Genomic DNA, 22,862 nt, shown 5'->3' on the forward strand with positions numbered 1-22,862 from the left:
CCTGCCAGTTGAGCAGTACCTTGTCCGGTGAAATGCCCGTAGCGGTCAGCCCGGGTTTGTAATTGCTTTGCGCCTGTGCCGGGATTCCAAAAAACATCAGGAAAGAAAGCAGTGATAATAACGACAACATTTTCATAAGTACGGTTTTTGGTTGATGAATATTTATAAAATAAGTACCCTGGTTAAAGAGGGCGAAATCTTCCTATTATCATTAATAGCCTTGCTTTTCACAGCAAGAACAGAATGTGCTCAAGCCTATATTTCAATACTCAAATTGAAAATATAGATATGTGACTAAGGTAAGGGGAAAGAATCGTTATTTACAATTATTAACAAATAAGGACTGTTTATAAGTTGTAATACAATATAATTTTCATTTGCTATTCATCAAATAATTTACTGTATAACAAAAAGTTATAAGCAAAAATAAAATGTGGATAAATTGTTTGTAAGTTTATTTGATATTGTCCAAATAGATTGATTCTAAGAGTGCAAAAACATATGGGAAAATGCAATAGAATTTCTTGAAACGTTTAGGTATACAGGTATTTATTCACAGAAGCCTCAGAAGGTCTTATATCCTTTAATGGACTTTATGGAGATACATTTATAAAATAAGCAGTCGTTATTCAACACGCTTTTGTTTTATGTTGGATGTGTGCTTTTATTTTCATGGTTGCGTACCCCATTTTAAAAAAGACATTAAAAGCACTAAAACCAAAGCCGGTCGCATATCCCACCAAAATTACAACAATTGGTGATCATATCCGAAAGAAACGATTAGACTTAGGATTGTATCAAAAAGATGTAGCTCAATTCATTGGAGTTACCACTGACACGATCACCTTTTGGGAAAAAGGAAGATCAAAACCTACTATAAAACAAATGCCGAAAATCATAACATTCTTGGGGTATAATCCTTGTATAAAAGAAGCAAAGACCATCGGAGAAAAACTCTATCAATACCGGATTGAAAATGGGGTAACTGTAAAAGAATTAATTAAGCTTATAAAGATAGACAGGCAGACGATATTGAAGATTGAGGGTGGTGAAACAGTTTCTGTAAAAGCTTTTAACAAAATGGCTGGATTCCTTAATGATAATAAAAAAAATAAATGAGCAATTCAATAAAAAATCATTCTTTTACAATGCTCTATTGAAGGTGTACGATTGAGACTTTAATTTACTAGGATGTACTATTTTATGAGTCAAATATGAATCCCTGTAATCAATATGACAACATTTGAAATCTGATAGTCAAGTGAATCCCGATTAGCGGAGTATATTGGGATTTAAATAGTCCGATGTTTGCTTCGGATAAAAAGATAGTACCTTATTGACATCTTCCTTGCTTTCTACAGGTTGTTCATTTGCTAACTTGATTGCAAGATTTAAAAATTTAGGTATCTCGGAACTAATTAAATGCTGTGTACATTAAGTTTGTATAATAAGGATTTAATGACGTTCTTATTTCATTTTTTCTAATTAAAATTTTGCCTATGAAGCACCCGCTCTCAATTTTCTTATAAACAGAAAATGTTTCAATAATTTCAAGACAAAATGACTACATTATCAGTTGATACATAATTGATTAAACTCGTAAGAGCGTCTTTATTATACACGTGTTTCATTAATATTTACAGAGTTTAATCAATTAATTCAATCTTATGGAAATCAGAAAAATTGAAATTATTGAAGAGAAATTCGAACGAATGTCTAATTCGTCTGAAAAAAGGGAAAAGACAAAAATAACAATCGAATCTCAAGAAAAAACCAATGAAAATTCGATGTTCTTTTATTTGAAAAAAATTGCATCATGGTTCATTGTTCTAATCTCACAGCAGTAGATTAGTTTGTTAAGTGTACAATGTATAATATATACAGATACGGTATGAAACGCGGGCAAAGGCAAGATAAGATCTTAGAAGTTATTATAGCCTACCAAAGCCCAGATCAATAGATCAAATCAGTAGAAAAATAGCTAAGCTATAAACTTGATTTTTCTATTTACATTCATAACAAGAACCTAGTAAGGTTACATGTAACAATAACAAAGCCCGTGGGTAAGTAAAAGAACTACTCACGGGCATCTTATTTATATACAATTCTGATTTTAGTAATCTTAAAGAACAACGCTTATTAATAGATTAAAATAAATAAAGGTATTTATGCAGGGTTTAAATGGAGTAAGTTAAAAAGACGTGTCATAAGAAGACTCTTGCAATAAAAAACTTAATATCCTAGAAATCACCTCGTTGATATATAATATTTAACTGGTTCTTCCCAATATATATTACCAGAAAATCCGCCTACTTTTTTTAAGTAACCAGTTATTCTATCAAATGTATCTTCACACTCTTCTTTTGAGAGAAAATGTTGAGTTAAAGTGGTAAGTTTCCCTTTATTATCATCAGCTTTATAATTAAGAAACACCCAGTTATTCTTGATTAAGAAGTTTTTTATTTTTTCATTAAACACTCCATCAATGTGAATATCCCAGCCAAAACCTCCGATAAAGAAGTTTTGATCATAAGATATAGAAATAGGTAAATTTGGATAGTGCTTGCTTATATTATCTTCATTAATCGAATCTGAATTTAATGAAACTAAATCCTTCATGTATTCTAGTTTAATGTGAAACTCTCCAGATTGTCCAGAACTCAATATGTTTTCAACCGTTTCATTAAAAAAATTAACAGCTTCAAGTTCAGTTTCAAAGTCATGAACAGAAGTTATTTCGTTTAAGCAAACTTGCGTATCTTCTATAATAAGTTTTTCATGCCTATATGGTATTAGCTTTAGGCATGTGTCATTATATGAAACTAAGTGTAATTCATACGAATACTTTTTATCATCATTCATTGGTCTGCGATTTTTTTATCAATATAGACATGCGCACAATTTAAAACAAAAAATATTTAGTGAGATTCTTGCTAAAAAGCGTAGATTCACAACATGTCAAATAATTGTACTGTATGGAGTTTGATAAGTTAGGGACTAAAACAACACAGGAATTAAAAAAAGTATTATCAAAAGTAAAAAGCCGATTAGATATTCAAGAGGAAGTTACTCCATATCAATTTTTATTCCCTATATTATCAAGTATTTATTACCAGATTCAAAACCAACACAATAAAGATGCTGAGATCAGTATTAAAGATAGTATAGAAAATTTTATCAATACTGAAGACCAGAATATAATATTTAAGGCACTCCAAAAAGGTATTAAAAGAATAGATTCCAATAATAATGAAACAATTGCACTAGCTTATTTTTCTTGGTCTGGTTCGAACAGGCTTTTTCTTGCGAGGAGAGTTTTTCCTACATACTATGATTTCATCACTTATAGCCAATGCCCAGATAGTTGGGGTGTTTTAGGTGAATTAGCAAGGGAGATTAGGAATAGTAAATATAAATATTCAGCTATTCATGCTAAAAACTTTAATCAAGCTGCATTACCGTTTTTAGGCGAAGTTCACCGTATTAAATTTAAATCTATACTAGCTTATCCAATATTAAAAGATATAGAAAATCCAAATATAGACAACCTACAAGGGGCATTGTTGTTTTTCCTGGGATCTAAAGAAGAACCAAAAAAAATAGAGCTTCTTGATGCCTATATGAAGCATGTTAATAAATCTGTTTCAGATTTATTAAAGATTCAAGAAAAAAATATTATTGGTAATGATGACCTCACACTAGACAAAATTTGGAAAGAATCAGTAAACTTGGAAACTCTCGGAGTTGATGTTGAACAGCTAACTATATTTGAGATAAAATTATCAATCTCACATTGTGACAAAAGTGAAAATGATGTAGAATTTATAAACCAGAAACTAAGAAGAGTAGCATCAGAAATAATTTCTAGTCTAAGCAACTTCGATTTTTTTGGACTAATAAGTTCAGATGAAATTCCAGAAAATGAGGTAAGTATTTACATTGCACCACGTTATCATAAAAAAAGTTCAACAGCAGAAATAATGAAAGAAATTGGAGCTGCTATTCATAAAGAGGATAGTATTAATCTAAACATTAGTTATTTATATAAGGCTTCCTGAGGAAACAATATGCTAAAAGTAGAGAACATAAATAAAATATTTGGCAATTTAAATGTGATTGACAAACTGACTTTTGATGTGAATAAAGGTGAAATTGTTGTTATTATTGGACCGTCTGGTTGTGGTAAAACTACTATATTAAATATTATAAGTGGTCTACAGGCTCCATCATCTGGGAAAATAATTTTTGATGATGATATCGTTATTAATATAGGTTATGCTTTCCAAAAGAGTGTATTGCTTCCATGGCTTACATTGAAAAAAAACATTTTTCTACCTTTTAAATTAAAAGATAAAGAGGTAGACAATAGTATTATCGAAAATTATAATTTCTTAATGAAAGAAGTGAATTTACTAGACTATGAGAATTATTATCCAAAAGAAGTTTCTGGTGGGATGAAAGCTAGATCAGTTTTAGTTAGAAATTTGTTATTTGCACCTCAACTTATATTGATGGATGAGCCCTTTTCAAGTCTAGATGAAATTAGTAGAGTAAAAACCCAAAATCTTTTTAAGAAGATGCTGGAAAAATTCGAAACGTCAGTTGTTTTTGTGACACATTCGATTGAAGAAGCTTTAAACATAGGAGATCGGTTAATTATTCTTTCAAATAAGCCTGCAAAGATTCTTTATGAAATTCAACTTGATAGTAAATCAAAATCAGATTTAGTGAAAAGGCAATCAATTAAGGATAAGATTTTAGAATTATTATAATATGAAGTATTTTAAAAGCAGTTTAATTTATCCCATTATTTTCTTCATAATTTTAGTAGTTGCATGGGAGATACTAGTAAACACATCAAACATTCCGGAATTTATATTGCCAGCTCCTTCTTCAATAATAAATTCAATAAGCATAAATTATATTTCCCTTTTAAATGACATTAAGATAACAGCAATTGAAGCTCTTGGAGGATTTCTTATCGCTAACATATTTTCCTTAGTCATTGCATATTTATTCACATATTTTCCTTTTTTTGAAAAAATCCTTTATCCATTAATTATATCGTTAAAATCTACACCTGTAATTGCTCTTTCACCATTAATGATAATATGGTTTGGTTATGGCATTGAAAGTAAGATTGTTATGGCTTCTATTGTTTCTTTCTTTCCTTTGGTTGTTAATGCAACTCTAGGATTTAAAAATGTGGATGAAAATGCTTTGAAATTATTCAGGACATTGACTAGATCTAAGATAAAAGAATTTTTTTATTTGAGGTTCCCAAGTGCATTGCCATCTATTTTTTCGGCATTGAAAATATCATCCACAATGGCCGTTGTTGGTTCAATAGTAGCTGAAATGTTTGGGGCTCAAAATGGAATTGGTCAAACTATTAATTTAGCTTCTATGAATTTAGATACACCTTTATTATTTTCAGGTATAATCTTTGCTTCATTGTTGGGTATACTATTCTTCTCATCTATTGTATTATTAGAGTCAGTCTTAAAAATTAATCGATATTATAATGAAACAACGTAGCATTCTTATAGCAAGTATATTGTTTATACTTTTAATAATTTCAATATCGCTGGGGGTATACTTTACCCAAAAACAATCCAAACATGAAAACCAATTAACGGAAATAAATTTCCGTTTAAAATGGATTAAATACAGTTCTTTTGCTCACCATTTCGTTGCTCAAAAAAAAGGATATTTTAATAATGAAAATCTAGAGGTAACTATTCATGAAGGAGGGGCAGGAATTGATCCAATTAAATCTGTTGTATCTGGAATAGACGATATAGGTCTTGCCAGTTATGCTCAAATTCTTATTGCAAGAGAAAAGGGTATTCCAGTTATCGCAATTGCAGAAGAATATATTAATTCGGGTGCAATAAGTATGAGCCTAGCCTCTTCAGGTATAACATCTCCGAAAGATTTTATCGGTAAAACTATTGGAGTTATTCCAGGCTCAGACACATATACTGTTTATTCTGCATTGTTAAAAAAAGAAGGTGTAAGTAAAGATTCATTAACTGAAATAAATGTTGGTTTTGATTTGAAACCCCTTCTTTCCGGTACAGTTGATGTTATTACAGCAGCATTTATAACAAATCAACCTATTTTTGCCGAAAGCCAAGGGTATAATGTAAACATTATTGATCCACATGATTATGGTATTAAAACTGGAGGAAATGTATTCTTTACTACTGAATACAACTTAAATAATAAAAGAGAAGAACTGATAAGGTTCCTTTCAGCAGCTTTTAGAGGCATAGAAGAGTCTCAGAAAATGCCAAATGAAGATGTGGTCAATATAGTCTTAGAAGTAAACCCAAAACTTAAGAAGGGTGCAGAAATGAAAATTTGGCAAGCTACAAAAGATTACCTATTAGAAAAAAGACCAGATCATATTGGAGTTATGTCGAAAGATAAATGGGAAGAGACAGCACAATTATTTTATAATTTTGGTTTATTAAATTCAGAACCGAATATAAATAAAGCTTTTACAAATGAACTAGTAAACGAAATACATGGAAGTAGTTTTAAATAAAAAGGATTTAAAAATCCTTAACAATATATACGATAAAGAAAGTTTCTTTAAAGCGTATCAGAAATATAGAAAAGATCCATTTTCTCTTAATAATATCGTTGAGCAACCTTTTATTAGAAAAAATTTGCCTATAGTCAAAAATCAAAAAATTCTAGATTTAGGTTCTGGATTTGGTGACTTTTGTGAATATTGTATAGGTAAAGATTGTAAAGACATTATTGGGGTAGATTCATCTAAAAGAATGATTATTGCTTCAAAAAATTTAAATTCTAAAATCAAGTTTGTTCATGATCATATTGAATTAGTTGAGTTTGGTGAGAATTCTTTTGATATTGTCAGTAGTTCACTAGCATTGCATTATATTGAGAATTTAGATTTAGTATTTAAAAAAATACAAGGATGGTTAAAAGAAAAAGGGGTATTTATATTTACGGTTAATCATCCATATTATTCTGCTAAATTTGAAAATATTACCGATGATGTTAAAGAAAGACTTTCAAGTAGTAGTGAAAATTATGCGTTAAGAGGCTTTCGAAAACATAAGTGGCTAGATCATTATGTTTCAAAATACCATAGAACATTAGAAGATTATTTATTAATTATTAAAAAAAATGGTTTCTTTGTTGATAAGATAAATGAACTTTATTTGCCAAATAAAAAAGTTTCTGAAAATACTTTACCGAAACTAATAGCTTTTAGGCTAATAAAAGTTTGAAAGCAATAATGCTTCTTTATTTATCTTAAATAAAAATAATATATATTTATGAGACTTTAATCGTTCTTTTTCATCCTATTAATCTTCACCCTATACCCCCTAATCCTACTAATCTCTGGTTTCTGTTTTTTGATTGTGGGTTTAAATATTTCGTAGAATCCTCTATAATTCAATAGTCTTATTTTCTTCCTTTCATCCTTTTGAAGTACAGTGCCATGCAACTTCTTAATTGCATCTAAATTTTTATCCGATTCAGAAATTAAAAACACCTTTTCATATCCTTCTTCTAAACATTTTTGGATATTCCTCACCTCATATTCAGCGGTATTCGTAACAGAAACCTCAACAGCAAACTTCTTTCCATCTTTTAATAAACTCACATCAACACGCCCACCATTGGGGAGCTGTTCTTCTATCGTAGCTTTATATCCATGACTTTCAGCCAGTTTTTTAACTTTCTCCTGCAGTTGTCGGTGCAATGATTTTTCTTTTCGTTTTTCATGATCTGAAATGAATTGCTTTACGCTTTCATCAAAATCCTTACTTTTCGGTTCTGGTATTTGAGGTTTTACAACATCAGCACTACTTGTTTTTTCTTCCGCTTCCTTTTCAGACTCTTTAGGTGGTTCAGGAGGTCTATGCCTGCTTTGACATTCAACCGGATGGGAGTAGTGTTTTCTAGAATGCTCAATAATTTTATCAACCACTTGCTTATCCTCATGGCTTTTGACTTCATACGTCACCAAGTTACAATCCCGGTCTCTTTGGCCTAATCTGCAGATTGCTTCTCCAACACTGAGGTTTTGCAAATCACCACTATCAAAAAAGGAAAAGCCACTTTCTAATTTCTTGGCATCAAAATCACCAACCCTAAAACATATGCGTGTAGCTGGATTAGAAAGCACCGAATTGGCAAGTTCTGCATCACGAGTGCCAAGCTGTGCAATGTCCTGATGGGCTAATACCAATCCCAATCCGTATTTCCTGGTACCGGAAAGAATTCCTTTCATGGATGGAGTCATAAAGTTTTGGAATTCATCCATATACAGGAAGTACGGGTTACGCCTATCTTTAGAAATATTCTGACGTGATAGGGCTGCCTGATAGAGCTTGGCGACAAAAAGCGTACCCAACAAATAGCTATTGTCTTCACCAATTAACCCCTGGGGTAACTTTATCAAAAGAGTTTTTCCCGAATTGATAATATCAGCAATATTGAGGCCGTCCTTTTGAGCCACCATGTTTCTGATAATCTTTGGCCGCAAGAAAGTGTCTAGGCGGGTCAATAGTGGCATAAGGGAATATCTCTTCAGCATAGGGAAATCCTGTTTCCAATATAATAGGGTCATGTCATCCTCTACCGTTTCTAGAAATTCCTCTCTAAATTTCTGATTAGTGAGAAACTGCCTCAAATCCATGAGTGTACCTCCCTCTGAGCTTTCTAAAAAGGCATTGATGGCATGGGACAGCACAGCAGTCATTTGATCACCCCAACTGGTGGCATGTTCTTGAAACATAGAAACCAGGTCAGAAGAGAGGGTGATTTTTTCAACTTCACTTTGAGCAGATAACGGATTAAAGCCAATAGGGTATTCAGTATCTGATGGATCTACAAGAACAACATTCTCGGCCTGTGAATCGGGAATGCGGGAAAGTATGCTGTCGATAAGGTCTCCATGTGGATCAAGGACGGCACAACCCACACCAGCCTTGATATCTTGATCGATAAGGTTGAGGAGTAGGTTGGATTTTCCAGTGCCGGTTGCCCCAATGATGTGAAGGTGTCGCAATCGGGCCTGCAAATCTAAATAAACCTCACGCTCTTGACCGCCATGTACATTGCTCCCAAGGAGAAATGTAGCGTCTTTTGGATTGGGCGGTGCTTCTTTTGTCTTTCGCACACCTCCAAATATGATGCGGTGGGCGATTGCGCTTTGTGGAATGTGAACCAATGATACAAGCTCATCCATGCTGAGGATCATACCAGCTCTACGGGTCTGACGGGTTATCACGTCATTGATGTGATCCTTTCTTGAAATATTGTCATTATCAAGCGGAATCAGGGAATTACCCTCCGGGTTATCAAATATCGCTAAGGATTGTGTAATCTGTCGAATGATGTCCAAACTCCGTATATTAGAATTGCCTTCACCGATAACACGGATTGATACCGATAATAGCGGAGAACGGAGCTTTTCTTCTGCCAGGTCTGTGATTTCAGGCGCATCGAGAAAAAACGGTTGCCCGGTATCATCACGCACAGCTTTTCGTATGTCGGTAGCCCAGGGAGCTGTCGTGGGAGAAACAAGAATTTGGACAGCACCAACTTCACCCAACCTCACCATATGCAAAGCCCCCATAAGGCCATTTAATACTTCGGTATGATTGCCCTCGTGGATGTTAAGGGGGAGCATAAATTCATCTGATAAGGCAAAATCAATGACCTGGGCAGTTTTTGAATCGGCTAATAATACTTCCAGTATGTATTTTTCTTCTTTGATGATTACCCCGGGGAAATGCACATTGAGCTGTGCGTATACACGTTCATAATCATCGCGGTGTACCGAAATGTACAATGATCTTTTTCTCCCATCAGCCAGATATTCAAAAGAAATGGGGCTTCCTATATGGCGTAGGTTGCTGATAAAGTCCTTCATGGACTGAACACTACCCTGAAAGGGTTCGGTAAATCCAAGATGTAATTCCCTGTAGCATCCATATTCCTCTTCTCCTACCTCGTGAGGGGTAATTGGGAATCTTGCTTGAAGGTAGTCTTCAATATCATCCTGATGGATTGCTTCCACTTTCGAGGTGGTATCGATCAAACGGGCAACACTTGATTGAATCGTGCTCAATAGCGTGTGTCGCTTTCCATCATCGGTAGTTTGGGTGTTAAGTGGGAGCAGATGCCGTTCAAAGGGAATATAGGGCGGCTCAAGGCGAATTGGGGTGGTGTGGGTATGCCAGCCACGTCCACGAATCTCCCATGCATAGAATTGAGCCGTGAGAAAGTCGGTATTTGAAATTTTAGGGTGCATTATCCTTTCAAGAGATCAGTATGGGTAGGTTTTTTCTGCTCTTGGGTGAGCCCTTGTGAGTCATGATCCTTCAATATTGAATCTATCAATTCCACGACCCTTGAATGTACCATAGACTGAAACATGCTGTTTGTATCTATTTTGTAGTAGGTATTGGGTACAATGAGGTTTAATAGTGGTTTTCCAATTACCGGAATCACCAGAAATACTTGATGCCACATAGGGCCTTTTTCAAAGAGCCACCAAGAGAAAAAATAACCATTGCCAAAAGGTGCGGCACAAACATCGATCACACGCCTTTTCCAAGTGATGCGTAGATAGGAGCGTTTGGCTGAAAACATAAAGTTTCCTTCACTGAGATTTACTGTTTTGGTTTCAATGTCTTCAACACCACTGTTGTGAATCTTTTCGGAAAGTTGATTGTAGAATTCGTGGGTTGAATAATTAAAATCATCGACTGATTGCCTCCATGAACCTAATGACTCAGAAGGTATCCAGCCCCTTGTGAGGCGGTATATTGCAACAATGATGATAAAGCCAATGAAAATCTTGAAAAGGATAGAAACAACAGCCATACTTGAGGGATTTACATATTAATATCCCTAAAGTATGAAAAATAACTGAAAGTATTAACATGAATTCTCAAATTTACCAAAAATAAAAAGCAATATGATAATCATATTGCTTTTTAACTTTTCAAGTATTTACATTTAACTCAATAATTCGTTCTAAGCGAGAATATTGATCTAAAATTTTAATTAGTAAATAACTTCTATTGCTGTTATTACGTGCAATTTTTGTCATTTGAAAATGTATAACTTCATCTTCATCAATTGCATAAGGAATAGACTCCTTATCTAATTCGCGGAAGAATTGTTTTTTTGCTCCGCTTTTTAGATAATCTAGATCTAAACTTATCACCGTATCTTTTGGGAATAATAAATGAACTTTTGAATCATGCATATATTTTTTATTCATTATATAATAGCCAATCTCTGAAAGTCAAGTTAATAGTTGTTTGTTTTGTAAAAAAATAGCACTTTTGCAAATCAACTACTGATTAGAAATAAGGAAAGTATTTAATTTGTTAAAGTCACAGGAAATAAGGATCTCAGAATTCTCACGTAAATATTCTAGTGATGCTAAGAAATGGGGGGAGAATATTGGTGCTAGTGGATCAAGTATTCTAGCAATCTCGCGTAAAAGCCCTAGATTAATTGAACTTTTAGTTAGGGATAAGATTCTAGCTCCTCAAATCCTATCCTCGGTTTTTAGTGAACACTCAATACCTTATATAACTCCAAACATTAAAAAGATAAAAGTAGTTGACGATTCTGTTTTGTATGGGTCTACGATTACGAATGTTTTAAAGAAAATCAATGAAGTTGGAGATGGTTCTAAAAAACAGATTGAGGTAACACCATTCAAATATTCAATTAACACGCCTTCGAGGGTAAAAGAAATTATTGACAGGAATGTTGCAACTCCTATCTTGGAAAATGAAATACCAAATTATGTAGGAAGCTTAATTTCCTCCTTTAAGTTATTGGGAAAACCTTATGATGTAGAACATCCAATCCTGTATGTATATGGAGATTTTAGTGATCTTGAAATGGTAGATCTCAAGTTTCAAACAATTGCAAATGATTTTGAAACAATTAGTTACATTAAAAACTCTAATGGTTCTTATTTGGATTCATATACTCTTTTGTTTAAAGAAGATGATTCTTGTGGAAATAAGTCAATATTAACTAAGTTTCGTTTCTTTATAAATGAAGAAAAGAATCGATTATCAATTGTTCCTATAGCACTTCGCAATCTTAGCGAATCAGATGTGAATAACATGGCGTCTGATAATGCGTATTTGAATTCTCTTTGGGAGAAGTTGTATGGTGCATTTATGAAGAATGAAAGTAAAAAATCAAGCTCGAGATCGTTAGTTGTATTTATAAACTACTTTTATTCCCTAAGCTTTTTCCAAGAACATAGATGCCTTTTAGAAAACTATTTTGATTTAACCAATTTACATGTCGACAAATTTGACTTGCAATTAATTGTAGGTTTGGAATTATCATCTGATTTCAGGAAAAATGTAACTAAAATAATCTCCTCCAGAAAGTTATTTAATTTAACCATAAAAGGTAATGGACAAAATAATTTAAAGTCTAATATAATTCCTAAAGAATACGAAGATGATTATAACAAATATCTAGATGAACAACTTGAAAAAAGTTTCAGCGTTTATGACATAGTGAGTACTATTTTTTATTGTCAACATGCTAAACTTGAGATACCAACAAGAAAAGATGAGAATTACAATCAAGAAAGTCGATTGAAGTTTGGAGTAACTTTTAAATCAATTGAGGAAATAGTAAGAAACCGAACTAAAGAAAATGTCGAAGTAAATGAATTACATAGAGTTCTAGATAGTTTGATTGACTCAGGAAATGTAGTTCCAAAGTACATGAATATTTCTAATAGTGAATCTAAGGTTTGGGGTAGAGGCTTTAGGGTCGGAGAATGTTCATCAAAAGCAACTCAAAGATCTTTATTGATCATTAAGCTTTTAAAAAATTTGTCTGAATTCTTTGAAGATAAACATATCCCTGCAATTTTACTTGAAAAATATCTTGTGTTAACATTGTCAGATAGTTTTGGTTTTGAGGATCTAGATCGTAAGCCTATTTCAGGATTGGGAATATTTATAAAGTACGATAAATATGGAGCTCGTTCTTGTTTTACAGAAGGCAATGAAAACAGTTATTTTCTTGAATGGGCTAAAGATAGAGGGTTGATATTTCAAAATCCAAAAAGTAAAAAATATCATATAGCTAAAGATATTTCTGAAAATTATGATTTAAACGAACTAGACATTGTAAAAAGTCTTGATTATAATTTTAAAGACTTAGCTGAGTTTTGCAAAGTGGTAGGTGATCAAGAATTGCTTGTTGCAATTACTAGTTTAGGATCTAGCTCTGAATATTGGAAAGCTTTATCAGCAGAACTTAGACTCTGGCTTTATCATCGAAAACACAATATTTATAACTGCCTTAATGAGTTGTTATATCTTGAAAAAAATAACACTGCAAAACTTGAAAGTGTAAATGAAACACTTTATGAAAATGCTAATTTTACAGCTCAAGTTACTCTAAAAAAAGAATTGTACAATGATTTTGATAATGTAATATTGAATATTGACAAACGCGTTAAAGAATACGATAAAAGAATTGTAGGTAGAATATGGGATACACTTAGAGAGAAAATCAAAATAAGAAAAATTTCTGATTCTAAAGAGTCTGATTTAAATGAATTAATTATCACTTTAAGAATTGCACATATTGTTTCGTCAGCATGTAGAACTTTTTTAACTAAGGCTGGATTCAAGACAGATGAAAAACATAAAGACAAGACTATATCATTTAGACTAGAGTCAATTCTTAATGTCATTGAAGCTTCTAATGATAGGAATGACGAGCACTACTCTCACTTGTTATACGGTGTGTTTCAGAAATCACAAGTAATTAAAAACATCAAAATATTATTGATTGATTTAAATAAACACGAAGACACTTTAAGTTATGATGAATTAATAAAAAGATGCTATAGAGTATTTGTACATGTAGCTGATACGTGTGACGAATGCTATTCGTTATTCGCTGATATAGAGCATAAATCAAAATCGTTAGAAAATAATAGTTTTCAGACATTACCTCCTCCACAGTATCTTGTGATGTGGGATGTTATTGGGTCAACTTCAATTGAAGATAGAGTTGGCCTTGAACAAAATGTTTTGTTTCCTATTACTGAAAAGATAAACTTAATTCTGAAAGAAGAGGTCGTAACGTTATCAGCAGATGATGGTAATTTTGCTATCGTTGAAAACTTTATGGATGTGTTATCTATATTTTCAATAATAAAGTCATGCAGTACAGAAAACAACGTCAGGTTTAGGATTGGATGTGATGTGAATTTTCAAGGCGAGTTAAGGTATTATCCTAACCGCAAGATACATGCTGGAAGAGAGTTTGAAGTTGTTTCAAGAACCACCAATTTTTATAAAGAGATTTCAAATGATGATTCAACTTGGACTTCTAAGAAACCAGTCATTGAACCAGACAGAACTTATCTTATAATTACTGAGTTTGTTAAACGAATTGCAGAATCCAACAATGATTGGGAAATTAGCAATGATTATACTTTAGAAGAATTACCCGGAACGTACCAGCCTAGGCTTAGAAAAAATTCCGTTATCCCCTATAAAGTATTCACCATAACTTAGTGAAGCCTCCTATTGATGCTTGGCCACATTGCCCTTACTCTTTCTCCAAGAGCTCATAAAACTGCTTCCATTTTTCTATTGCCATTTGCCTTACTGAATCAGGATAAGTGAAAAATGGTTTTCCCATATAATGGTTATAATCAAAATCAAAACCTTGATCTTGGTAGATTATAATGTTGTTCATCATCATACCGCTATTTATTGGAAGTTCAACGATTTGCATACCCCTTGTACTGCCATCATCAAAGCTTTTTAATGGGTCGAAATGTACGGTGCTTGAATCTGTTTCCAGTATTATACCATCAGCCCCATAGCAATATGCGGTTAGGATTATGAGAATGAAAATGATTAGGTTTTTCATAATTAAGCGGTTTTAAATCTTTCCAAGTAAGGGCTTATTTATCTTTAATACATCTACAGTATGCACCGTCAAATACACTTACATCACCTAATGTCACATCATCATCAGTTAAACGTAGTGTGGTGATTTGAGTGGAAGCTGAGCCTGAAATATACGATGTCATAAATTGAACTAATTCACCAACATACACAAATTTAGAAATTGAACCTCCATCCCTATATCCGCCTGGATAGGCATTGAAACCAGTACTATTATTTCCCTGGGTTCCATCCCAGTCAGATGTTGATTTCACTTCGTTTGCTTTCTCCTCTTTAGAAGGACCTTCTAAATCATTCTTCACAAAACTTTGTAATTCGGTCCATGTAGGTAACCTCCATCCTTCGGGACAAATATTCAAGGAATTATCATTTGCTAATTGGATAGTGTGTCCTTTATACATTTTTCCATACTTTTCTTCAGTATTCGGATCATTATTAAGGTAGCACCATGCTGCACCATCTGCATCATACCAATCTTGGCTAGTTGGTTTATGAGGTATAGGAGTGCCATTGTTGAATTTTGTAACTCGCAGATTTTCTGCCATCCAACAGAAATTTCCAGTAGAGATAACTTTGTAGGTATTCCCATCAATATCCGTTACCGTTGTAGTTGTCCCACAGGCGTTACTTTGCTGGTTGTTATTATTATTATTATTGTTTTTGTTGTCTTCTGCTGAATCATCTTTCTCACATGAACTCAATGCTAACATCGAGATGAATAATAAGGTGAAGAATTTCATTTGGTGTACAATACAGTAATTCATGATTTGCTTTATTTTTCGTTTAAAAATTTGATTTAGATATGCATATTGTGATTAGCATTGCTATACGAATATAGAAAAAATAATTTAAAATTCTACTTAAAAGATGGTGATTTATAAGAGGGTGTTTAAAATGTGTCTAATATAGAGTTTTGGACTATGTCAAAACATAGTTCAATAGTTGAATCTCAGATAGCAAATCTGGGTAAGCGCATAAAGGAGTTAAGGACTTCCCAAGGATATACAAGCCAAGAGAAATTTGCGTACCAGCATGGGTTTAATAGGACTCAATATGCTCGATACGAAACAGGGCAGGATATTACATTTTCAAACCTTGTTCGGTTGTCAATTGCTTTTGGTATTACCCTGGAAGAATTCTTCAGCGAAGGCTTTGAAGGCGAATCAAATCCCGATACAAAATAGTCTTGGCACTGAACGGTCTTGAAGTTTTTCCGTGAATAGCTAATTTGATATAGCAAAAGTAATTTGGGAGATTAATAAGGTCTTCCATTTCAATTTCAGGGTACATTTCAAGAGCTATAAACTGTGCATCTTCTGCACCTATACGAAAGGAAATAAGCGTACCGATATTTCCGATAATGGCGTGCTTGATATCATCTTCTAGCTGTTTGAGATATTGATGTGCCAATATCATCCCAACCTTGAATTTTCTCAGCTCAGAAAGCATATTGATCAGGGTAAGGGTTGTGTAATTGTGAAATTCATCGATATAGACCATGCACGGCACCCGTTTATCTTCATCGGTATCTACACGGCTGAAAGCCGCTGAGCTGATGGTTGAAATGAACAGTGCGCCAAGAATATGGGCTGCATCTTCTCCAAGATGCCCCTTTGATAGATTGACCAGAATGATCTTCTTTTCATCGATGGCTTTTCGCAATGAAACTTCTTCTGGATTGTCAACCAATGCCCGCTGTATTACCGGATACGAAAGCATCCCGCCAACCTTGTTTAAGGCCGGCAGGAAATCATATTTATTATATTGCGGAAACTCCTTCTTCCAAAAAAGCCGAAGGTTTTTGTTTTGTACATACCTCACTGCATTATTCCTAAAATCCTTGTCCAATAGCATCTTGGGAATATCATCGATTCGAGCCTTTGGCTGGTCGAGAAGTGTGAGAATGGTATTTCTCAAAAGGTGTTCAAGTTTCACGCCCCAGGCATCAGACCAAAGCTTTTTCATGGATTCCAAAATACTCGAAGCGATCAAGGCTCTTTTTTCATAGGAAACTTTTCTAAAGGGGTTGTAGCGTAATTTCAACTCGGTATCGGGAAAATTGAAGTACAGGACATCACCTTTCCTGTGTTTTGGAATTTCCCGATGCACGGTTTTAACCAGGTCTCCATGCGGATCAATGAGGCATACTCCTTTTTGAGCATGGATATCCTGCAATATCATACTGTGAATCAATGAGGATTTGCCCGTTCCGGTCTTTCCCAAAATATAGCTATGGGCAAACTTATCACACTGAAGAACCCCAAAGAGTTGAGGGTTATCGCGAAAATATGTAGTTCCTAAATAAGTGGTATCTGACATAGGGGTATAAAAAAGGCCATCCCCACGTTTGAGGATGACCCGAAGGCTAAACGGTTTCAAGTTTGGTAGCCAGATGATCTTTCAATCTCTCCAATCGAATATCCGAGATATGAAGGAGCAATTTTGCAATGTGCTCCTTATCCCAACGATTGTGGTATGTAACACCTTGCCACTTGGCAAATTCAATACACTTTTCCAGTTCATACGGCATCAATGGAACATCGCTTACCTTGTTATAGGTGGCGATGGTGTCCCAATTGAAATGAGAACAGAACAAATGAAAAAGGTAGATTACGGGAGCGACACAAGAGCCGTCAATTTCCTGACCAAGTTGAAATGGTCTTTTGCTCCTGATGTTAAGATGCTTCGTTCTCTGCAAGATGTTATAGGTAGATGGCCATGAGGGAAGGTTCATGGTCGCATATCTTACAAACGTCTTGTTTCGAATGAAGCATACTGCACTGTATATCCCTCCTCTTTGGTTGTACGTGACCTCTATGGAGAATTTCTCGTTTCTCAATTTCTGCACTTTCATAGCTCCTGATTTTGAAGTTCTGAAAACTTGCATTCATCGAAATAGAGATCCCGCTCAATGGGAAGATTAAGCGGAGGGCATTTCACCTGCTCCAATTCGCTGATGGAGAAATACCCCCATTCATCGCCTCCCGGCACAAGGCCTTTGACATACCCAAAGCAAATGTTTTCGTCTGGGATGTATTCTGTCGCATACCATGTAGCACTGCCACTTGGGGTAAAGAACTTGGCGATGACGATTGGATCATCGATACCATCCTGGCAACCAATTTCCTTAAACCGTTTTTCTAATGATTTTGTAATGAGTTTCATACGCTCTTTGGTTTTTAATGATTAATAATTCACAGAGAGTATGACAGGAGGGGTTTTCAAAATATAGCAGTGTAAATTTGCTTGATGGGCAAATTTGCAGTGCTATCTATTTTCCTATATAGAGCTATCCTTATCACATGCGATTCCAAGTCCCAACAAAACTTCCCAAACACCTTGTGCTGTCATTCAAAGAGATCTATGAAGAAAGGATTGGAGATAAATTGAGCTATGAAGAAGCTCATGAAAAAGCATTGGATTTTCTGGAGCTCAATATTGAGTTAATGAATATTAAGTATAAAAATGTGAATAAATTCTAAACTTATGATATGATCAGAATAGCACTCTAAATTAATATGAGATTTAATCCCAAAGAGGGGCAACGGTGATTTAGGGTGCTACTTAAATCTCAGCCGTTGTCCCTCTTTGTTTTTATAATATGAAATACTTCATCTATGCACGTAAATCAAGTGAATCTGAGGACAGACAGAAAGCCTCTATTGAGGACCAGGTTTTTGAAGCTCAGAGAATTTCAGAGGAAAAAAATCTTGAGGTTTCTGATGTCATAACAGAGTCTATGTCAGCAAAATCCCCAGGAAGGAACGGGTTTAATAAAATGATAGAGAGAATTGAAAAGGGTGAAGCACATGGAATCATTTGTTGGAAATTAGACAGGCTTGCTCGAAATCCAGTTGATGGAGGAAAGATAAGCTGGATGCTCCAAAATGAGCTTATTAAGGAAATTCAGACCATTGGGAGAGTATATCTACCGAATGATAATGTGCTTATGATGCAGGTCGAATTTGGGGTAGCAAATCAATATGTTAACGATCTGAGTGTAAATGTTCAGAGAGGCATGAGAAGAAAGGCAGAAAGGGGTTGGTTCCCTTTAGTTAATCTGCCTTTGGGCTACCTACATGCAAAACAGAATTCATCAGACAAAAATGAAATTATACCTGATCTTAAAAAATTTTCATTGGTCAAAAAAGTATGGAAAAAAATGGCAAAAGGAAATTCCTCAATTATACAACTCCGGGATTATTGCAAAGAGATCGGATTGAGAAGTAAGAATGGGAATATTCCTTCAAGAAACAGCCTTTACAGGATGTTTAAAAATGAGTTTTATCGAGGGTATTTCTATTGGAAAAACAGAGATGGTGAGATCATAAAGTATAAAGGAAAACACAAAAGGATGGTATCGGATAAAGATTTCTTTCAAGTTCAGGAAATAATCCAAGGAAAGCGTAACCCAAGTCGTGTAAGCTCATATTTCTATCCATACCGAGGGCTTATCTCATGTGGAGAGTGTGGCGGTCATATTACTGCAGAACATAAACTCCAAGCAATTTGTACGAAATGCAAACATAAATTTTCGATCAAAAAGAACACTGTATGTCCTCTGTGTAAAACCGATCTATCTGATATGAAAAACCCAAGTGTGATAGATAAAACATACTACCATTGCACAAAAAACAAAGGGTCTTGTTCCCAAGGATCAATTACAATTGAAGCTATTGAAGAAAGTCTCGTCAATGAAATTGAAAAATACTATATCCACCAAGATTTTTCTGATTGGCTCACCGAAACTCTGTTTGTAACATTTAGCAAGGATCAACAGAAAGATGAGATTAAGAAATTAAAGAAAAGAAAAACCGAACTAGGCAATAAAATAAAAGGACTTGTAGAGTTGAGGCTCAATAAGGAATTGACACAGGAAAGATACAAGGAGATGAGCCTTGAAAAAGAAAATGAACTTTCAGAAGTCAAAGAAAAGATTTCTCACCTATGTAAATCTAATAAAAACATTTCCAGAGAAAAGCTAAAATCCTGCATCAATACCATTTTAGATTTTCATATTGAGTTCAGGAATGGTCAGAAAAAGGATCGTCATTCAATGGTGAATAAAGTTGCTTCGAACCTGGTTCTAAAGGATAAAAAACTAATAATTTCAATGGATAAGTTGTTTATAAGCATTAAGAATTGTCAAACTACATACTATTCCCAAAATAGATGCTTCGAACCTAGATCGAGCATTGGTAATAAACACTCTCATGGCAAAAGAAGCTCTTTGTGTACCTTACTGCGGGCACAACTCAACAATATTAGAACTTTGCTTAATGAGAAAATTAATCGGGATGGTGTGTAGCTTAAAATATTATGAACTACAAATGCACCACGTTTATACCCAATATCCTCTTTGATGAATATCTCTCTCATCTGTCAGAATCTGAATTAAAGGTCATTCTAGTCATCATCAGGCAAACCATAGGTTGGTATAACAAGGTTACCAGGAAGAGAAAGTACCGGGATAGGATATCTCATTCACAATTTCGGGAGAAAACAGGTCTTTCTTCTCGGTCTATCACTAAAGCGATTGATCGATTAGTTATCAGAAAACTTATTGAAGTGACTGATTACAGAGGTCAGGTGCTTTTGTTGTCTGGTGATCGGAAAGGAAAAGTAAGTCTGTATTACAGGGTAAAATTGTAACTGGACATAGGAAAAATATTCCATGAACCTCCGCAGAATCTGCGGATAACAAAACTAAAAACTAAATATATATAACTAATCAAAGTCTAATATTTGTTCAGTACGACAGAATTCAGAATCTTTTGCTCTCAAGATATACTGACCAGCAGAAGGTATTTTAAATTCTTCAGAACTTTGCCATCCAGTATGGTTTACCAGTTTGTATTATGGATATACAAAATTTATAGGGAATATAACAAATAAATAGCAAAAAGGGGTTCGCATAACTCAGGCACTAATTTAAATGCTTTTGATATAGCGCATTTGCCTAGCTTTCAGAAAAATGAAGAATCTGTTTGCTAAACAAAAAAGTAAATGAATAAGATCAAAATAAATAAAGCGGAAAACGGAGGGATTATAGAGTGAATAATAAAATAAAAATATTATCTAAATAATATCATATTTATGTGTATTTCTTATCAGATGTGGTGTAGGAGTTAATCCAAATGGGTTATACCTAGAGATTTTTCTACCCTTTTCTGATATTAAGTGTAAATGCTTTTTTGCACGTGAGGTTAAAACATAAAGCATTTTTTGTGCATTTTGATCCCCATTAGCATCAGTAAAGTGTGGAATCCAGCTATCAAGTAAGCCGAAACCTATAACGACGTCAAATTCTGTGCCTTTGACTCCATGTATTGTTGATATAGTAATTCCTTGCTTTTGTTTGAATACTTTTCGAAACGTATCTATGTGTCCAATATATTCTAGCCCCTCTTTTTGAAGTCTTTTTATTCGAGATTCAGAACTGCTAAAAAAAGCTTCGTAATGTTCAGAAAGGAATTTATTTCTACCTATTTCTACTCCTAAATAATTACTCACATTTTGAAATGCTTCATCTAAATATTCTAGTCCGCCAGTTTTCTTTATGTCTATTCCATTAGTAAATCTAAGGAAAGACTTCTTACTGATTGAGGAAGTATCGATTTGATTATTAGATAATTCGTTTAATACTTCCCCAGACCATCTAAGACGTTTCAAATATAAATTCGGAGAAGGTTCAGTTAGAATAATGCGAGATATTTTATACCAGAAATTTTCTATGTCTTTAGAAAACGGTGTCATTCCTGGTCCATTAAAATTTTGATCAGGCATTCGAGCAATAAGATTTCTAGTTATCATTGCCAAGTGCACCCATTGAGGTGCGGCTATACATATTTCATTAGGCGATATTTGATGTTCTTTTATGCTTATATTAAGCAAACGCTCAATTTCAATTTCAAGATCTTTGTGGCTAATCAGTTGGTTATAAGTAACGATACTATTAAAGTCCTTATTTATACCTTTCGCGTTAATAGAGTTATTGTATGTTTTGTAATTTTCAAAATATTCAATTATTTTTTTTGATGATCTGTAGTTATTTTTCAAGCTGTAAGAATCATTTAAACTAAAACCAATCAATTCATCTAAATCATATTTTTTCATAGGAAATCCGCCCATTGTCTGATAAATTGATTGGTTAGGGTCACCGACAATAAATGTTTTAGTGCTCCCTCTTCCTGCACGTAGAATATTGCAAATAATATGATACTGAATTTCTTTCGTGTCTTGGTATTCATCTAATAGAATGAATGGAAATAAATTAGATAAAATAGAACTGATTTTCCTTTCTTTAATAAGAATTTGATATGCGTAATAAAGTATTAATTCAAAATCTATCTCTCCATTCTCCTTCAATATGTATAAATATTCATTAACTATATCTCTTACGCCTTCATTTTTTCTTGTATCTGAACAAGAAATTTCAAAACCCTGAGTTGTAGCACGATAATTTATATCCCAGATTGTTATGTTAGAATAGGATTCGCATAGTTCTTTTAAAATCTTTTCAGATTTATGGATGCTTGTAACAGTGTAGCCATCCTTTAGATCGTCATGGTAAAGGGAGTAGGGTTTTAAAATCCATTCTAGGCAAAATGAGTGTATAGTCCCTATCCATAATTGAGAAGTGTCTACCCCGAGTAGTTCCACTCTTTCTTTTATTTCATCAGCTGCTAAATTTGTGTAGGTGATTGCTATTACAAACTTTCTTTGGTTTTTCAATTTCGAAAGCTCCAGAGCAATTTTATAAGTGAGTGTTCTAGTTTTACCACTTCCAGGGCACGAATTAAGTAGTATACTGTCGTTCTCTAGTATTGCAGCAGACTGCTCTTCATTTAGTTCTGTATTGCTCCAGGTGAACATCTG

The 22,862-nt window shown here is 34.0% G+C and carries 19 protein-coding genes; 9 read left to right on the plus strand and 10 right to left on the minus strand.

The window, feature by feature from the left end:
- Window positions 1-672: 672 nt before the first annotated feature.
- Complete coding sequence (locus tag WD048_13090; GenBank protein MEX0813147.1) at window positions 673-1,119, plus strand: helix-turn-helix transcriptional regulator; 447 nt, start codon at window positions 673-675, stop codon at window positions 1,117-1,119.
- 1,128 nt (window positions 1,120-2,247) lie between these two features.
- Here the strand turns inward: WD048_13090 and WD048_13095 are convergent.
- A complete protein-coding gene (locus tag WD048_13095) occupies window positions 2,248-2,862 on the minus strand; it encodes a hypothetical protein (GenBank protein MEX0813148.1) in 615 nt (204 codons plus the stop codon).
- Window positions 2,863-2,975: 113 nt separating this feature from the next.
- On the opposite strand from WD048_13095, the gene WD048_13100 reads away from it, so the two are divergent.
- The 5 genes from WD048_13100 to WD048_13120 are packed head-to-tail and all read left to right on the plus strand — an operon-like array spanning window position 2,976 to window position 7,268.
- The gene (locus tag WD048_13100) at window positions 2,976-4,058 is read left to right on the plus strand and encodes a hypothetical protein (GenBank protein MEX0813149.1); all 1,083 of its coding nucleotides are present in this window, start codon (window positions 2,976-2,978) and stop codon (window positions 4,056-4,058) included.
- A gap of 9 nt (window positions 4,059-4,067) precedes the next feature.
- On the plus strand, window positions 4,068-4,772 hold the full coding sequence (locus tag WD048_13105) for an ABC transporter ATP-binding protein (protein MEX0813150.1): 705 nt from the start codon (window positions 4,068-4,070) through the stop codon (window positions 4,770-4,772).
- Window position 4,773: 1 nt separating this feature from the next.
- On the plus strand, window positions 4,774-5,538 hold the full coding sequence (locus WD048_13110; GenBank protein ID MEX0813151.1) for an ABC transporter permease: 765 nt from the start codon (window positions 4,774-4,776) through the stop codon (window positions 5,536-5,538).
- Window positions 5,525-6,553: an ABC transporter substrate-binding protein gene (locus WD048_13115; GenBank protein MEX0813152.1), complete on the plus strand. Its 1,029-nt coding sequence runs from the start codon at window positions 5,525-5,527 to the stop codon at window positions 6,551-6,553. Before WD048_13110 ends, WD048_13115 begins: the two co-directional genes overlap by 14 nt.
- On the plus strand, window positions 6,534-7,268 hold the full coding sequence (locus tag WD048_13120; protein MEX0813153.1) for a class I SAM-dependent methyltransferase: 735 nt from the start codon (window positions 6,534-6,536) through the stop codon (window positions 7,266-7,268). Before WD048_13115 ends, WD048_13120 begins: the two co-directional genes overlap by 20 nt.
- Window positions 7,269-7,324: 56 nt before the next feature.
- Here the strand turns inward: WD048_13120 and WD048_13125 are convergent, their stop codons facing one another.
- The 3 genes from WD048_13125 to WD048_13135 all read right to left on the minus strand — a co-directional run bounded on the left by WD048_13125 (window position 7,325) and on the right by WD048_13135 (window position 11,284).
- Window positions 7,325-10,306, minus strand: a complete 2,982-nt coding sequence (locus WD048_13125) for a type IV secretion system DNA-binding domain-containing protein (GenBank protein ID MEX0813154.1) — start codon at window positions 10,304-10,306, stop codon at window positions 7,325-7,327.
- Window positions 10,306-10,881: a hypothetical protein gene (locus WD048_13130; protein MEX0813155.1), complete on the minus strand. Its 576-nt coding sequence runs from the start codon at window positions 10,879-10,881 to the stop codon at window positions 10,306-10,308. The genes WD048_13125 and WD048_13130 overlap by 1 nt, the downstream gene beginning before the upstream one ends.
- A 121-nt stretch (window positions 10,882-11,002) precedes the next feature.
- On the minus strand, window positions 11,003-11,284 hold the full coding sequence (locus WD048_13135; GenBank protein ID MEX0813156.1) for a hypothetical protein: 282 nt from the start codon (window positions 11,282-11,284) through the stop codon (window positions 11,003-11,005).
- 106 nt (window positions 11,285-11,390) lie between these two features.
- Between WD048_13135 and WD048_13140 the strand changes: the two genes are divergently transcribed.
- On the plus strand, window positions 11,391-14,585 hold the full coding sequence (locus WD048_13140; GenBank protein MEX0813157.1) for a hypothetical protein: 3,195 nt from the start codon (window positions 11,391-11,393) through the stop codon (window positions 14,583-14,585).
- Window positions 14,586-14,619: 34 nt separating this feature from the next.
- Here the strand turns inward: WD048_13140 and WD048_13145 are convergent, their stop codons facing one another.
- The 5 genes from WD048_13145 to WD048_13165 form a co-directional block, all read right to left on the minus strand.
- On the minus strand, window positions 14,620-14,946 hold the full coding sequence (locus WD048_13145) for a hypothetical protein (protein ID MEX0813158.1): 327 nt from the start codon (window positions 14,944-14,946) through the stop codon (window positions 14,620-14,622).
- 34 nt (window positions 14,947-14,980) lie between these two features.
- Complete coding sequence (locus WD048_13150) at window positions 14,981-15,748, minus strand: fibrobacter succinogenes major paralogous domain-containing protein (protein ID MEX0813159.1); 768 nt, start codon at window positions 15,746-15,748, stop codon at window positions 14,981-14,983.
- A 376-nt stretch (window positions 15,749-16,124) separates the two neighbouring features.
- Complete coding sequence (locus tag WD048_13155) at window positions 16,125-17,363, minus strand: type IV secretion system DNA-binding domain-containing protein (GenBank protein ID MEX0813160.1); 1,239 nt, start codon at window positions 17,361-17,363, stop codon at window positions 16,125-16,127.
- Complete coding sequence (locus tag WD048_13160; GenBank protein ID MEX0813161.1) at window positions 17,350-17,718, minus strand: hypothetical protein; 369 nt, start codon at window positions 17,716-17,718, stop codon at window positions 17,350-17,352. Before WD048_13160 ends, WD048_13155 begins: the two co-directional genes overlap by 14 nt.
- 116 nt (window positions 17,719-17,834) lie before the next feature.
- Window positions 17,835-18,149 carry a DUF2958 domain-containing protein gene (locus WD048_13165; GenBank protein MEX0813162.1) on the minus strand — a complete coding sequence of 105 codons (315 nt, stop codon included), beginning with the start codon at window positions 18,147-18,149 and terminating at the stop codon, window positions 17,835-17,837.
- A gap of 137 nt (window positions 18,150-18,286) precedes the next feature.
- Between WD048_13165 and WD048_13170 the strand changes: the two genes are divergently transcribed.
- Window positions 18,287-18,466 carry a hypothetical protein gene (locus WD048_13170; GenBank protein MEX0813163.1) on the plus strand — a complete coding sequence of 60 codons (180 nt, stop codon included), beginning with the start codon at window positions 18,287-18,289 and terminating at the stop codon, window positions 18,464-18,466.
- A 119-nt stretch (window positions 18,467-18,585) separates the two neighbouring features.
- Window positions 18,586-20,292: a recombinase family protein gene (locus WD048_13175; GenBank protein MEX0813164.1), complete on the plus strand. Its 1,707-nt coding sequence runs from the start codon at window positions 18,586-18,588 to the stop codon at window positions 20,290-20,292.
- A 770-nt stretch (window positions 20,293-21,062) separates the two neighbouring features.
- On the opposite strand, the gene WD048_13180 is transcribed toward WD048_13175, so the two are convergent.
- Entirely contained in the window at window positions 21,063-22,859 is a 1,797-nt protein-coding gene (locus tag WD048_13180) for an ATP-dependent helicase (GenBank protein MEX0813165.1), read from the minus strand.
- Between the last annotated feature and the right edge of the window lie 3 nt (window positions 22,860-22,862).

This window comes from Chitinophagales bacterium (genome assembly GCA_040877935.1).
GTDB lineage: Bacteria > Bacteroidota > Bacteroidia > Chitinophagales > CAIOSU01 > JBBDNB01.